Source organism: Methylophilus sp. 13, assembly GCF_015354335.1.
GTDB lineage: Bacteria > Pseudomonadota > Gammaproteobacteria > Burkholderiales > Methylophilaceae > Methylophilus > Methylophilus glucosoxydans.
Genome location: NZ_JADKYR010000003.1, coordinates 666,727 through 680,383, shown reverse-complemented (window position 1 = coordinate 680,383; position 13,657 = coordinate 666,727). Strand labels below are relative to the sequence as shown.

At 53.6% G+C, this 13,657-nt stretch carries 13 protein-coding genes; 2 read left to right on the top strand and 11 right to left on the bottom strand.

Annotated features, from left to right (window positions below; all coding sequences use genetic code 11):
- Nucleotides 1-52: 52 nt before the first annotated feature.
- On the top strand, nt 53-1,045 hold the full coding sequence (locus tag INP77_RS10990) for a catalase family peroxidase (protein WP_194749057.1): 993 nt from the start codon (nt 53-55) through the stop codon (nt 1,043-1,045).
- 87 nt (nt 1,046-1,132) lie between these two features.
- Here the strand turns inward: INP77_RS10990 and msrB are convergent, their stop codons facing one another.
- The gene (gene msrB, locus INP77_RS10985; protein WP_194749056.1) at nt 1,133-1,579 is read right to left on the bottom strand and encodes a peptide-methionine (R)-S-oxide reductase MsrB; all 447 of its coding nucleotides are present in this window, start codon (nt 1,577-1,579) and stop codon (nt 1,133-1,135) included.
- Between the two features lie 194 nt (nt 1,580-1,773).
- Between msrB and INP77_RS10980 the strand changes: the two genes are divergently transcribed.
- Nucleotides 1,774-2,694, top strand: a complete 921-nt coding sequence (locus INP77_RS10980; protein ID WP_194749054.1) for a bestrophin family protein — start codon at nt 1,774-1,776, stop codon at nt 2,692-2,694.
- Nucleotides 2,695-2,759: 65 nt separating this feature from the next.
- On the opposite strand, the gene INP77_RS10975 is transcribed toward INP77_RS10980, so the two are convergent.
- From INP77_RS10975 to mrdA, 10 genes are all read right to left on the bottom strand, one after another.
- On the bottom strand, nt 2,760-4,031 hold the full coding sequence (locus INP77_RS10975) for a D-amino acid dehydrogenase (RefSeq protein WP_194749052.1): 1,272 nt from the start codon (nt 4,029-4,031) through the stop codon (nt 2,760-2,762).
- A 119-nt stretch (nt 4,032-4,150) separates the two neighbouring features.
- The gene (gshB, locus tag INP77_RS10970; protein WP_194749051.1) at nt 4,151-5,086 is read right to left on the bottom strand and encodes a glutathione synthase; all 936 of its coding nucleotides are present in this window, start codon (nt 5,084-5,086) and stop codon (nt 4,151-4,153) included.
- Nucleotides 5,087-5,098: 12 nt separating this feature from the next.
- Nucleotides 5,099-6,424, bottom strand: coding sequence for a glutamate--cysteine ligase (gshA, locus tag INP77_RS10965; protein ID WP_194749049.1), 1,326 nt, complete (start codon nt 6,422-6,424; stop codon nt 5,099-5,101).
- Between the two features lie 58 nt (nt 6,425-6,482).
- On the bottom strand, nt 6,483-7,466 hold the full coding sequence (gene lipA / locus INP77_RS10960; RefSeq protein WP_194749047.1) for a lipoyl synthase: 984 nt from the start codon (nt 7,464-7,466) through the stop codon (nt 6,483-6,485).
- The gene (gene lipB, locus INP77_RS10955) at nt 7,456-8,070 is read right to left on the bottom strand and encodes a lipoyl(octanoyl) transferase LipB (RefSeq protein ID WP_194749046.1); all 615 of its coding nucleotides are present in this window, start codon (nt 8,068-8,070) and stop codon (nt 7,456-7,458) included. Before lipB ends, lipA begins: the two co-directional genes overlap by 11 nt.
- A gap of 13 nt (nt 8,071-8,083) precedes the next feature.
- Nucleotides 8,084-8,371, bottom strand: coding sequence for a YbeD family protein (locus tag INP77_RS10950; RefSeq protein ID WP_194749045.1), 288 nt, complete (start codon nt 8,369-8,371; stop codon nt 8,084-8,086).
- Between the two features lie 41 nt (nt 8,372-8,412).
- The gene (locus INP77_RS10945; RefSeq protein ID WP_194749135.1) at nt 8,413-9,510 is read right to left on the bottom strand and encodes a D-alanyl-D-alanine carboxypeptidase family protein; all 1,098 of its coding nucleotides are present in this window, start codon (nt 9,508-9,510) and stop codon (nt 8,413-8,415) included.
- Between the two features lie 85 nt (nt 9,511-9,595).
- Entirely contained in the window at nt 9,596-10,600 is a 1,005-nt protein-coding gene (locus tag INP77_RS10940; RefSeq protein ID WP_194749043.1) for a septal ring lytic transglycosylase RlpA family protein, read from the bottom strand.
- A gap of 28 nt (nt 10,601-10,628) precedes the next feature.
- The gene (rodA, locus tag INP77_RS10935) at nt 10,629-11,726 is read right to left on the bottom strand and encodes a rod shape-determining protein RodA (protein ID WP_194749041.1); all 1,098 of its coding nucleotides are present in this window, start codon (nt 11,724-11,726) and stop codon (nt 10,629-10,631) included.
- The gene (gene mrdA, locus INP77_RS10930) at nt 11,719-13,653 is read right to left on the bottom strand and encodes a penicillin-binding protein 2 (RefSeq protein ID WP_194749040.1); all 1,935 of its coding nucleotides are present in this window, start codon (nt 13,651-13,653) and stop codon (nt 11,719-11,721) included. The genes rodA and mrdA overlap by 8 nt, the downstream gene beginning before the upstream one ends.
- Nucleotides 13,654-13,657: the final 4 nt, after the last annotated feature.

Sequence of the window (13,657 nt, the reverse complement as noted above, 5' to 3'; positions counted from 1 at the left end):
TAGTGTGCGATTTAATTTTAAACAATATGAATTTTCATAGAAAGGATTCAACATGAAGATACAAGCGTTAGTTGCCGTGTTATTTGCCACAGCATTGACTGTCTCCAGCCCGTCGGTATTTGCAGAGGAAAAACCGGTGACCGAACAATTGGTGGACACCTTGACCACTTTATCCGGCGGCCCCCATGCCGGCTACCGCGCCAACCATGCCAAAGGCGTGATGGTGGAGGGGACATTTACCCCTTCTGCACAGGCGGCTTCGGTCAGTAAAGCAACACACTTCCAAAAGGCAACGCCGGTGTTGGTCCGCTACTCGAATGCCACCGGCGTGCCAAATATTCCGGATGCCAATGGCAATGCGTTTCCTAAAGGCATTGCGATCCGCTTTCAATTACCGGATGGCACCGCAACGGATATCGTCAGTATCTCGGTGAATGCTTTTCCAACGGCGACGCCAGAAGACTTTCTGGGCTTGCTCAATGCCGTGCGTGACTCTCAGGGCAGTACGGCCAAGCCTAGCCCAGTCGAGCAGTTTTTAGGCAGCCATCCAGCTGCACTCAAATTTGTGACCACACCCAAACCGGCGCCTGTGAGTTTTGCGACGCAACCTTTTTATGGCGTGAACGCGTTTGAGTTTACCAATGCTGCAGGTAAAACCGTCTTTGGCCGGTACCAGATTGTGCCCGTGGCCGGCGCCAAATTTTTGAGCCAGGAAGCGGCTGACAAAGCTGCACCTGACTACCTGATGACCGATATTGTCGAGCGTGTAAAAACAGGCGCGGTGCAATATAAATTATTGCTGCAACTGGCTGACGCCGGGGATGAAGTCAACAACGCGACCGTCGTTTGGCCGGACAGCCGCAAGGTGATTGAGTTAGGAACACTGACCTTGAATAAGGCTGTGGCAGACAGTAAAGCGGCTGAAAAGCCCATCATGTTCAATCCGCTACAGCTGACAGACGGCATTGCGCCTAGCAAAGATCCTATTTTGCTGGCCAGACCAGCGGCTTATGCCGTCAGTTATGGCAGAAGATTGGCGCATTAAGCTTATTCAGCAAAGCATGGCGAGCTGAATCTGAAACGGCGTTGTTTGCGTGAGCAAACCGCGCCGTTTGCTTTTAACGCCGGCCAACTACTGGGCGACAAATGCAATCGCTTTGCCATTAATGCAATAGCGCAGTCCACTCTCTGTTTTGCCATCGGGGAAGACGTGGCCCAAATGCGCATCACACACATTGCACTTCACTTCTACGCGTTGCATGCCATGGCTATCGTCGGCGTAATAAGCAATCGCATTCTTTGCAAGGGGCTGGTCAAAAGAAGGCCAACCTGAGGCAGAGTCAAACTTTTGGCTAGAATCAAACAGCGTTTGCGCGCAACAGGCGCAGGCATAGCGCCCTGGCGTAAACGCCACACACATTTCTGACGAAAACGGCCGCTCGGTGGCACTTAAACGTGTAATGGCAAACACATCGTCATCCAAAATCTCGCGCCAGGCACGCACGGATTTTTGCAATTTGCGTTCTGGGGGCAGATTCCCTTCGCGCGAGAGTTTAAGTATATCTTTCCATTTAAGCATGATATCCATCCATCAATTTCCAACCCGGTGACTTGTCTCTGTTGAAGGTTCTCATCTTGTATAGCGCTGGGAAAACGGCGTTAAATCATGCATTTCCATGTCTTATCGCCACATTTGCGACCCGCGCTGACAGATAAACTACAAACTATCGAGTATATCACTGGTGTGATAGTTCACCAGACGGGAGACATGCCTTGATTGTTAGACCAAGACCGCACTTGTTTGAACTGTTTTTTATCATCAAAGGTTCTATCGTGCTCAAGATCATGCCGCTGCTGACATTTGTGGCAACACTGTCAGCCGTCGTGGTCTCGATTTATACCTTGAAGCCCGACTGGTTACCCAAGTTTGATGGCGGGCCGTTCGCCTTGCTTGGCATCACGCTGTCTATTTTTCTCGCCTTTAGAAACAACGCCTGTTATGAGCGCTGGTGGGAGGCGAGGAAGGTGTGGGGTGAGTTTATGCTCACCGCGAGAAACCTGGCACGCTTGAGCCAGATACTGGATACCCAGGGTGAACTCAGTGCCGCCCGCAAGCAATTGCTGGAATGCAATATTGCTTACGCGCACGCGTTGCTGAAGCAGCTGCGTCCAGGGGATCAACTACCACGGATCAAGCAACTGTTAGCCGCGCCCGTGGCAGAAGCATACTTGCAGAGCAAAAATCCGCCAGAAGTCATTTTACGTGCCATGGAGCGCATCCTGATTCAGGCATTGGCGGAGGGCCGCATCCAGCCTATACAGTTTAATTTGCTCGAAGAATTGATTCAGAAGCTGGCGGCGACGCAAGCCGCCTGTGAACGGATCCAGAACACGCCGATTCCGTTTGGCTACACCTTATTGTTGCACCGCACCGCCTATACTTTTTGTTTTTTGATGCCCTTTTGTTTTGCCAATACCCTGGGCTGGGCCACGCCGTTTGTGACTGCATTGGCAGCTTATACCCTGTTTGGACTCGATGCCCTCGGTAATGAACTCGAAGAGCCTTTTGCCCCGATTGCCAATGCGCTGCCGATCAACGCGCTGACTGAAGTCATAGACATTGAGCTCATGGAAGCCTTGGGGCAAAGTGATTTGCCCGCGTTGCCGACCGCCAAAGAATTTGTACTGATGTAAGTGCACAGACGATTTCTCTACTGAGTGATTTTACTCAATAGCAGCGATGGCTTGGGTGACCGCGGCTAGAGATAGCGGGAAAGTTGCAGGTCTTGCGTCTCGATGGCCGGTGTCTCCTGCGCCATCAAATCGGCCAGTACTTGCCCGGAGCCACAGGCCATGGTCCAACCCAGCGTGCCGTGCCCGGTATTGAGCCACACATTGGGGTAAGCCGCGCTTGCCTGGCCGATCAGCGGCGTGCCATCCGGGGTCATGGGGCGCAGCCCCGTCCAGAATTGCGCTTGTGCGACATCCCCGGCATACGGGAACAAACCGTTGAATACAAATTCCAGCGTGGCTCGGCGGCTTGGGTTGAGGCTTAAATCAAACCCATGCAATTCCGCCATCCCGCCCACCCGGATGCGCTGGTCAAAGCGCGTAATGGCCACCTTATAAGTCTCATCCATCACGGTGGACACGGGGGCGGCTGCAGCGTTGATCAGGGGCACGGTCAAAGAATAGCCTTTTACGGGATAGACCGGCAGATTGAGTCCCAATGCCTGGGAAAGTTGGCGCGAGTAGCTGCCAAGGGCGACCACATAATGGTCTGCCTGCAATACTTCTACACCATTTGCCGTTTGCACTTCTACGCCAAGCAACTGGCTTTGCTGTGTCAGTAAGCGGTGTATTTGCGTTTCTTGTCTGAACTTCACCCCAAGCGCTTGCGCCTTGGCTGCCAGTTGCGTGGTAAATAGCTGGCAATCCCCGGTTTCATCCCCAGGCAGATACAACCCACCCAGCAACGCATCTTGGACGTGAACCAGTGCGGGTTCAATGCGTACACAGCCTGCCGCATCCAAATGCTCAAACGGCACGCCCATGCGTTCAAGTACGGCAATATCCTTGGCTTCGGCAGCAAGTTGTTTTTTGGTGCGGAATACCTGTAAGGTCCCTTGACTGCGTTGCTCATAATGCAAGCCCGTCTCTGCGCGCAAACGACGCAGACAATCGCGGCTATACTCGGCCAGACGCACCATGCGTGATTTATTCAATTCATAACGTTCGAGCGAGCAATTGCTTAAAAACTGTGCAATCCATTGACATTGCCAACGCGTGAAATCCGGTTTGAGTGAGAGTGGCGCATGGCGCTGAAACAGCCATTTAAGCGCCTTGAGGGGCACATCCGGGCTGGCCCAAGGGGCGGAATAACCTGGTGAAATTTGCCCTGCATTGGCAAAACTGGTCTCCAGGGCGACCGCTGGTTGACGGTCTATGACCGTGACTTCAAAGCCTTTTAACGCCAGATAATAAGCGCTTGTAACGCCTATGACCCCAGAACCCAGCACTAAGACCCGCATGATGACACTCCTGCAACGATAGCGAGGCAGTCATGATGGACTTACCCGCACTGGATAATGTTAACAAAATCGGCTGTCAGTAGGGGGAATATGATCGCGTTAAGGATGAGACGGGCAAGTCAGGCCATCTGCTTTTCCAGCGCCTCTAGCATCACTCTGGCCGGATCACAGTCTGTTTGTGCCGCAATCTCTACCATGCCAGTTGGGCTGGTGACATTCACTTCGGTCAGGTAGTCGCCAATCACGTCCAGCCCGACTAAAAACAGGCCGTGTTGTTTCAGCACACTGCCGACGGTCTCGGCAATTTCTTTGTCACGGGCAGTCAGGGGCTGGGCCACGCCTTTGCCGCCGGCGGCCAGGTTGCCACGGGTTTCGCCGGTTTTGGGGATGCGGGCGAGGGCGTAGGGCAGGGGTTCACCGTTGATGATCAGGATGCGCTTGTCACCTTTGACGATCTCTGGAATATAGCGCTGGACCATGATGGTTTGTGCTTCAAATCGGGTCAGCGTTTCCAGGATGGCGTAAATATTGGGGTCGTCCTGACGCAAGCGGAAAATGCCGCTACCACCCATGCCATCCAGCGGTTTGACGATGATGTCCTGATGTTCGGCCAGAAAGGCCAGAATTTTGCTTTGCAGGCTGGTGACGATAAACGGCGGGGCAAATTGCGGAAAGCGCGCGACAGATAGTTTTTCGTTCCAGCCGCGAATGGATGACGGGTCGTTAATGATACGTGCCCCTTGCTGTTGCGCCAGCTCAAGCAAATAGGTGCTATACAGGTATTCGTTATCAAACGGCGGGTCTTTACGCATCAGCACGGCATCAAAACTTGCGGGGGCTTGTGTGGTTTTGTCACCGGTTTGCCAGTGCCCGTCTGCATTAAACGCAAATGTCTGCGCATCCACCTTGACCTCGGCTTGCTGCAAGTGCCAGTCGTGTTGTTCGCAGACCCATAGCACGTGTCCACGCGCTTGCGCCGCGCGCATGATGGCAAGGCTGGTGTCTTTGTAACTTTTGAGTGAGGTCAGTGGATCAAGAATAAACAGCAGTTTCATGATGAACCTTTGCTATGCGGTGAGCAGGTCGTTTTCCGGCAGGTCCCGCGCTTGCAGCTCGAGGCCAGCCGCTAACAGGGCCAGTCTTGCGACCACGCCATAAGCATAGAAGCGGTTGGGGGGCGCGTCGGGGGCGCCGGCACAGTCGGGCAGGGTGCAGGGTTTTTCAAACGCGAGCGGGGCAAAGTGCATGCCGGGCGCATTCAGGTTCTCATCGACGCCACGGCCGGTGTGCACACGGTAAAAACCGCCAATCACAAAGTGATCCATCATATACACCACTGGCTCGGCTACCGCGTCATTGATACTTTCAAAGGTATAAACGCCTTCCTGGATCATCACTTCAGACACTTGCATGCCTTCTTTGATCACCGACATTTTGTTACGCGCCTTGCGATTGAGGTCGCGTACCTCGTCGGCCGATTTCACGCTCATGATGCCCATGCCATAGGTACCTGCATCGGCTTTGACAATCGCAAACGGTGGCTGCGTGATGCCATATTCGTCGTATTTGGCCTGCGTTTTTTTCAGGATGGCTTCGACCTTATCGGCCAGCAGGTCTTCACCCACCCGGGCGTGAAAGTCCAGGCCGCTGGCGGTATCAAAGTAAGGATTTAGCAACCAGGGGTCAATCTGCAGCAATTGCGAGAACTCATCGACAACAGTGTTATACGCGCTAAAGTGCTGCGATTTGCGTCGACTGAACCAGCCTGCATGTAACGGTGGAATCAGGGTTTGCTCCAGGCCTTGCAGCAGGTCGGGCACGCCACCGGACAAATCGTTATTGAGCAGAATGGCACAGCTGTCAAAGGCAGGGTACTCCACGCCTTCAAACGTTGCCGCCTTCAGTTGCAGGCGGTTGTTTACGCGCACCAGCGGTTCCAGTACCAGCGGCAAGCCATCATGGGTTTCTAGTTTGGTGATCTCGGTAATCTCTGGCGACAAGCTGCCGACACGGACTTCCATGCCGGCGGTTTTGAGAATGTGACAGAGCTCAACCACATTACGCAGGTAGTACGTGTTGCGGGTATGGTTTTCGGGGATCAGTAGTAAACGGCGCGCATCTGGACAGATTTTCTCGACCGCCATTTGTGCGGCTTGCACAGCCAGGCTCAAAAATTCGGGATTCAGGTTATTAAAGCCGCCTGGAAATAGGTTGGTATCCACCGGGGCAATCTTGAAGCCGGCATTGCGCAGGTCCACGCTGGCATAAAACGGGGCGGGAATCTCCTGCCATTTGGTGCGGAACCAGTGCTCAATATCCGGCATGGCTTGCAAAACGCGTTTTTCCAGCGTGTAGAGAGGGCCGCTTAAAGCCGTGGTTAAGTGTGGAACCATGGTTGCTCCTGTGCTTGTTATTTTATTCACCGGTTATCCGGCACTGCTGATGCAATGATTAGGCGATGACCGCATGCGCCTGCTGGTCGGCATGATAGCTGCTGCGCACCATGGGCCCGCTCGCCGCATTGTCAAAGCCCATGGCATCGGCTTGTTGTTTAAACCATTCAAAACGCTCTGGCGTGACATATCTCAACACCGGCAAGTGATGGACGCTGGGTTGCAAGTATTGCCCCAGGGTAAGCATGCTGACGCCATGTGCGCGCAGGTCACGCATGACCTCTAAAATTTCCTCATCTGTTTCACCCAGGCCCAGCATCAAGCCAGATTTGGTCGGCACCGTTGGGTACAGTTCACCAAACTGTTTGAGCAAATCCAGCGAATGCTGGTAGTCAGAACCAGGGCGCGCCTGTTTATACAAGCGCGGCACCGTTTCCAGGTTATGGTTCATGACATCTGGCGGTGCTTCACGCAGAATTTTGAGCGAGATATCGAGGCGGCCCCTAAAATCTGGCACCAGGATTTCAATTTTAATGGCTGGGGATTGGGCGCGAATGGCGCGGATGCAGTCGACAAAATGCTGCGCGCCACCGTCAGGCAAATCATCGCGGTCTACTGAGGTGACGACCACATAACGCAGTTTCATCTGTGCGATGGTGCGGGCGAGGTTTTCTGGCTCATTCGGATCAGGCGGCAAGGGTTTGCCATGCGCCACATCACAAAACGGGCAACGGCGGGTGCAGATATCGCCCAGAATCATAAAGGTCGCCGTGCCGCCACTAAAGCATTCGCCAATATTAGGGCAGCTGGCTTCTTCACAGACGGTATGCAGATTGTTGTCGCGCAGGACTTGCTTGATTTCCTGGAACCGTGCCGAATCCGGCACTTTCATGCGTATCCATTCGGGCTTGCGCAGCATGGGTTGCGGCACGATCTTGATCGGGATACGCGAGGTTTTTGCTGCGTCGATTTCTTTCACGCCAGCGACTTTTTTGGCCGGACGGGCGCTGCTTGTATCTATTGGGGACGAATTATCTGACATGCGTCAGCTTCTCTTTCAATCGTTGGGTTAAATCGGCGGCAATGTCAGACATTTGCAGCGCAATATTTAATTCCCGGGTTTGCGTCATTTGCATGCCGGCATAACCACACGGGTCTATATCGGCAAACGGCTGTAAATCCATGTCTATATTCAAACTCAGGCCATGGTAGCAGCACTGGTTTTTCAGGCGTAGCCCCAGCGAGGCAATTTTTTTGCCGTCTACATACACGCCAGGCGCATCCGCGCGGGCAACAGCCACCACGCCTTGTGCGGCCAGCCATTCTATCAGGCTGTGTTCCAAGATGGAGACAAGTTGCCGGACATTCAAGTGGCCGCGTGCCAGATCGATCAGGCAATAAATAATGAGTTGGCCCGGGCCGTGGTAGGTGATTTTGCCACCGCGGTCTACATTCACCACCGGAATTGCATTCTGTGGCAGGCGCACGCCGCGGCGGTTGAGGCCTAGCGTATACACAGGCGGATGTTCGGTGACCCAGAGCTGGTCAGGAGTACTGGTCGTGCGTTGGGCAGTGTATGCCTGCATGGCAGCCAGCGTGGCTGCATAATCAGTCAGCCCCAACTGGCGGATTTCCAAGGCAGGCATGATCGAAAAAGGCTTACAGCACAACCTTGACCATGGGGTGAGCGGTCAGGCTGCGGTAAATATCATCCAGTTGTGGCTTGGAGGTGACATACACCAGACAGGTCAGGCTCAGGTATTTGCCATTGCTGCTGCCACGCATTTCAATCAGGTGCGTATCAAAGTCTGGCCAATGCAACTGGATGGTGCGGGTAATTTCGCTGGCGAAATCATCATGCGTTTCACCCATGACCTTGATCGGGAAATTGGTGGGAAACTCAATCAGGGTCTCTTCTATTTCCGGTAATTGCTCGAACTTGGTCATATGTTACCTACCTTTTAAACAGTGAGTGACGGTCAGCCTGTTTATTGCAAATACAAGCGGACTTGATCGATCATGCGTGAAAAGATATTGCTGGCCTCCACTGCCTGCACGGTGACCAGCGGCACGCTATGCACCACCTTGCCATTGAGGCTGAAATCCACCGCACCGACCGTTTGATGTGCTTTTAACGGCGCTTCAAGCGGTTTGGGCACGCGTAGATTCGCTTTCATATTGGCATATTCACCCTGGGGCAGCGTCAGGTAAACCGGTTTTACCACTGTGAGGTCAACCTGGTTTTCTGTCCCTTTCCATACCTTTTGCCGCGTAATCGCTTTGTCCGCCGCATAAATCAGTCTGGATTCATAAAACTGGAAGCCAAAATTCAGTAATTTTTGACTCTCAGCGGCGCGTACATTGTCAGAGGTGGTGCCAAGTACCACAGAAATCAAGCGGAAGTCATTGCGTTTGGCCGAAGAAATCAGGCAATAACCGGCGGATTCGGTGTGGCCGGTTTTCATGCCATCAACCGTGGGGTCTATAAACAGCAAGCGGTTGCGGTTAGGCTGGGTGATATTGTTGTAGGTGTAAGACTTTTGCGAATACAAGCGCGCGTAGTCTTGCGGAAAGTCCCGAATCAGCGCATTGGCCAAAATGGACAAGTCACGTGCGGTGGTGACATGGGCCGGGTCTGGCAAGCCTGTCGCATTCATAAAATGGCTATTTTTCATGCCCAGCGCGGCCGCTTTTTTGTTCATCAGCGTGGCGAACAATTCTTCACTGCCCGCAATGCCTTCGGCCAGGGTAATTGCCGCATCATTGCCTGACTGAATAATCAGGCCATGAAGCAACTCATCCACAGTGACGGTCATCGTCGTGTCGATAAACATTTTTGAGCCTTCGACCTTCCAGGCTTTTTGACTCACGGGCAAAGTCTGTGTCAGTGACAAGCGCTTTTGCTTGACCGCTTCAAAGGTCAGGTAAGCGGTCATTACTTTGGTCAGTGACGCAGGTTCCACCGGCATGTCGGGGTTGTTCGCAGCCAGCAGATTGCCGGTATTAGCATCGCGCAGCACAAAGGCTTTGGCCGCCAGCGTGGGTACAGGTACATTGCCGGTAATGGCTTCAGCCGCCACCGTCATTAAAGGAATGGAAAGTAGAAAAGCAATACAAGAACGCCACATGGTCATCATTTAACGAGAAAAAATACTTAACGAGAAAACGGTGCTAGCGGGAAAAAACAAGCGCTGGCAACTGCAATTGGTCACGCATCTGATTGGCTGCTTGCGCGGCCATGGCGTGATCAGGATATGGGCCCAGAACAACCTGGAACATCTTGCCATTATACACTTTGTTCAGCAGGCTTTGTGTCTCGGGTACCGCATTGGAAATGCGCTGCTGCAGGCGGTCGGCATTTTCTTCAACGCCAAAGGCGCCGACCTGTACATACACACCGGTGTTGTCGAGTGAGGCAGCTGGTTTTGCCGATGCTTTGGGCATGCTTGCCGGCGCAATGTCTCTGGCGACACCTGCACTGCTCGGGGCCGCAGCTATCTCCGGCTGGTTGGGGTCAATTAAAGTGATCTCTACCTGGGCCGAGCCATGCTGGGTGATATCGAGTTGTTTGGCCGCGGCATAGGATAAATCGATGATGCGGTCGCGGCCAAAAGGGCCGCGGTCATTGACCCTGGCAATCAGGTTTTTGCCATTGCTCAGGTTAGTGACGCGCACATAACTTGGAATTGGCAGCGTGCGGTGGGCGGCGCTGAGTTTATACATGTTATAAGGCTCACCACTGGCGGTACGGCGGCCATGAAATTTTTTACCATACCAGGAAGCGTGTCCGGTTTGCGTAAACGGCGTTGTAATTTCCGACATTGGAGACACTAGTTCCCCATTCACGATATAAGGCTTGGTGGTCCCTTTCACGATGGGCTCCAACTTGGGCGTCACCGAGGTTTCCAGTGGAATGTTAGGATCAATGCCTTCGGTGGCATTGCCAGTGCTCTCGGGTTTGGGGTCAATATTAATGACTTTGGGTGCACCTAGCGGCGCACTGCTACCTGGCAATACCGCAGGCGGCGCAGGCGAGGCTGCGGGCGCGGCGGGGCGTGGCGTGGGCACGGGTTTTATTGGCGCAGGCGCCGTTGGACGTGACGGCATGCTGCTTTCGCAGGCAACCAGCCCGGCAGCCAGCAGCACGATAAAGAGTCTTTGTAGGGACAATGACATCGAGGTCCTTCAGTGGTTTCTGGCCACGTTAATCGGTGGCTACCAGCCGTTTATGCGACTGCACGCTCATCAGCAAACCCAGGCTTAGCCCTAAGGTCAAGAGTGAGGTGCCGCCATAACTGACCAGCGGCAAGGGAATGCCGACCACAGGCAGAATGCCGCTCACCATGCCCATGTTGACGAAGCAATAGGTAAAAAAGGTGGCGGCAATGCTGCCAGCCAATAAGCGGGAAAAAGTACTCTTGGCTTGTGACGCGATGATGAAAGCGCGGCCAATAATAATGGCGAACAGCAGCAATAACAGGCTGCAGCCTACGAGGCCAAACTCTTCTGCAAACACGGCAAAAATAAAGTCTGTGGTGCGTTCTGGCACAAAGTCTAACTGTGACTGGGTGCCGTTGAGCCAGCCTTTGCCGGTCATGCCGCCAGAGCCAATGGCAATGGTGGCCTGAATAATGTGATAACCCGCGCCAAGCGGGTCCTGGCTAGGATCGATGAGAATTTCCACCCGCCGCCGCTGATAGTCATGCAGCATGGACCATAAAATGGGCAGCGCCGCGCCAAAGGCAATCGCGCTGCCAAAAATAAATTTCCAGCTCAGACCGGCCAGAAAAATCACATAAAAACCGGCGGCAAAGACCAGGGTGGCGGTCCCGAGGTCGGGTTGCTTGGCAATCAGCAAGACCGGCACCAGCAAAATGACCCCGGCGACGACATAGTCCGTGGTACGTAACAAGGATTCACGTTTTGAAAAATACCAGGACAGCATAATCGGCACGGCCAATTTCATGAGTTCCGAGGGCTGGATTTTGGTCACGCCCAGATTGAGCCAGCGCCTGGCGCCATGGCTAATATCGCCGACCAGCGCTACCGCAATCAACAATGCCAGCCCGAACAAATAGGCGGGCAGGGCAATGCGTTCAATGTGTTGCGGCTGTGTGTTTGCAACCAGAAACATTACGCCCATCATCACCAGGATATTAATCAGCTGTGCATTGACCTTGAGCAGGGACTGGCCCGAGGCGCTATAGAGCACCATAAGCGCAACCACCAGCACCATGAGAACGGTGGCCAGCAAGATGGAGTCAATATGGCGGATAAAATGGCCGATCCACTGTTTAATCATGCTCTTCCTCCTCAACGACCGTGGATGGGGTTTGTGCTTGCGTTTCGGCAGTCACCGCAGGGGTTGCCACCGCGGGTATTTTGCCCAGCAGGTAATAGTCCATCACCTTGCGTGCAATCGGGCCCGCCGCCGAGCCACCGTGGCCACCGTTTTCCACAATGACGGCCACGGCAATTTTGGGGTCTTCAGCCGGGGCGTAAGCAATAAACCAAGCGTGGTCGCGATGGCGTTCTGCCGTCGCTTTTTCGTTATATTTTTCATTTTGCTTGATACCTACCACTTGCGCCGTACCGGTTTTGGCAGCGATGTCATAGCCTGCATTGGCGCCTACTGAGGCGGCTGTGCCTCCCGGGCGTGTCACATCCATCATGCCCAGTTTCACAATCTCCAGATTCTCCGGGCTCAGGTTCAACTGGTCCGCCACTTTATGCGGCAACATCCTGACTTCGTTGGTTTTGGCATTCACAATCGCATTGACCAGATGCGGCTGGATGGCCTTGCCACTATTGGCCAGCGTGGCCGTTGCGTAGGCCAATTGCATGGGCGTGACCAGCGTATACCCCTGACCAATGCCTACAATGACAGTTTCACCCATATACCAGGGCTGTTTGAAGCGTCTTTGCTTCCAGCCCGGCGTCGGCAGCAAGCCCGCCAGTTCGCCCTGGATATCAATATTGGTTTTTTCACCAAAACCAAAATGTCTGACAAAGTCGGTCAGCCGGTCTATACCAAGCTCGACGGCCAGCCCATAAAAAAACGTATCGCAAGACACGGTAATCGCCTTGCGCATATCGACAGAACCATGGCCGGATGGTTTCCAGTCACGGTAGCGGTGATGGCTGTTGGGCAGCATGTAGTAGCCTGGGTCGCTGATGGTAAACGGCGGTTGCCGCTTGCCTGATTCCAGCCCGGCCAGCGCGACAAAGGGCTTGAAGGTGGAACCAGGTGGGTAAATCCCCTTCAAGGTGCGGTTGATCAGCGGTTTATCCAGCGAATTGTTCAACAGGTTCCAGTTATCAAAATCAATGCCATCCACAAACAGGTTGGCATCAAATGAAGGCATGCTGGCCATGGCCAGGACTTCCCCTGTTTTGGGTTGGATTGCCACCAGCGCGCCGCGACGTCCGGCAAATTCCTGCTCGGCGATTTCTTGCATTTTGGCGTCCATGGACAGCACCACGTTGTTGCCCGAGGTGGGCGAGGCGCTGGACAGCACGCGTACAGCCCGGCCATCGGCATCAATCTCTACCTGCTGAAAGCCGGTGACGCCATGCAGCTCGGTTTCATAGGCTTGCTCGACGCCCGCCTTGCCAATATGCTCAGTGCCTTTGTAGTTGGATAGCTGGTTGTTTTCCTTGAGCTGCTTGAGATCGTGTTCATTGATCCGGCTGATATAGCCGATACCATGCGTGCCCAGGGTGCCATAGGGGTAATGGCGGAACAGGCGCGATTTGAGCTCGACGCCAGGAAACCGGAAGCGGTTCACGGCAAACTTGGCGGCTTCGTATTCATTAAGGTGGGTGCGGATCGGAATGCTTTCAAACGTATGGCTTTGCGCCCGCAGTTTTTTAAAGCGCTTGAGATCCGTTGGCGAAATCTCGACCAGTTTGCCCAGCTCGGCAATTGTGTCCTGCAAGTCTTCTGTTTTGGAGGGCGTGATTTCCAGCGTATACACAAAAAAGTTATGCGCCAGAATAATGCCGTTGCGGTCAGAAATCAGGCCACGGTTCGGTGTAATGGGGACAATCGAAATCCGGTTGTTTTCTGCCAGTGTTTGATAATAGTCATAGCGAAAGACTTGCAGAAAATAAAAACGGCCCAGCAGCGCAGAAAACGCTGCCAAAACCAACAGTACCAGAAAAACCAGACGAACCCGGAACTTGTGCTGTTCGTTTTGATGGTTTTTGAGTTCAGTGCTATACCCCATGTGC

What these genes read in the sequence shown, in the direction of transcription:
- msrB (WP_194749056.1), bottom strand. Translation starts at nt 1,579, where the DNA reads ATGCTTAAATGGAAAGATATACTTAAACTCTCGCGCGAAGGGAATCTG.
- lipB (WP_194749046.1), bottom strand. Translation starts at nt 8,070, where the DNA reads ATGCCTGCCTTGGAAATCCGCCAGTTGGGGCTGACTGATTATGCAGCC.
- INP77_RS10950 (WP_194749045.1), bottom strand. Translation starts at nt 8,371, where the DNA reads ATGACCAAGTTCGAGCAATTACCGGAAATAGAAGAGACCCTGATTGAG.
- INP77_RS10975 (WP_194749052.1), bottom strand. Translation starts at nt 4,031, where the DNA reads ATGCGGGTCTTAGTGCTGGGTTCTGGGGTCATAGGCGTTACAAGCGCT.
- INP77_RS10945 (WP_194749135.1), bottom strand. Translation starts at nt 9,510, where the DNA reads ATGACGGTGGCGGCTGAAGCCATTACCGGCAATGTACCTGTACCCACG.
- INP77_RS10990 (WP_194749057.1), top strand. Translation starts at nt 53, where the DNA reads ATGAAGATACAAGCGTTAGTTGCCGTGTTATTTGCCACAGCATTGACT.
- rodA (WP_194749041.1), bottom strand. Translation starts at nt 11,726, where the DNA reads ATGATTAAACAGTGGATCGGCCATTTTATCCGCCATATTGACTCCATC.
- INP77_RS10940 (WP_194749043.1), bottom strand. Translation starts at nt 10,600, where the DNA reads ATGTCATTGTCCCTACAAAGACTCTTTATCGTGCTGCTGGCTGCCGGG.
- gshA (WP_194749049.1), bottom strand. Translation starts at nt 6,424, where the DNA reads ATGGTTCCACACTTAACCACGGCTTTAAGCGGCCCTCTCTACACGCTG.
- mrdA (WP_194749040.1), bottom strand. Translation starts at nt 13,653, where the DNA reads ATGGGGTATAGCACTGAACTCAAAAACCATCAAAACGAACAGCACAAG.
- lipA (WP_194749047.1), bottom strand. Translation starts at nt 7,466, where the DNA reads ATGTCAGATAATTCGTCCCCAATAGATACAAGCAGCGCCCGTCCGGCC.
- gshB (WP_194749051.1), bottom strand. Translation starts at nt 5,086, where the DNA reads ATGAAACTGCTGTTTATTCTTGATCCACTGACCTCACTCAAAAGTTAC.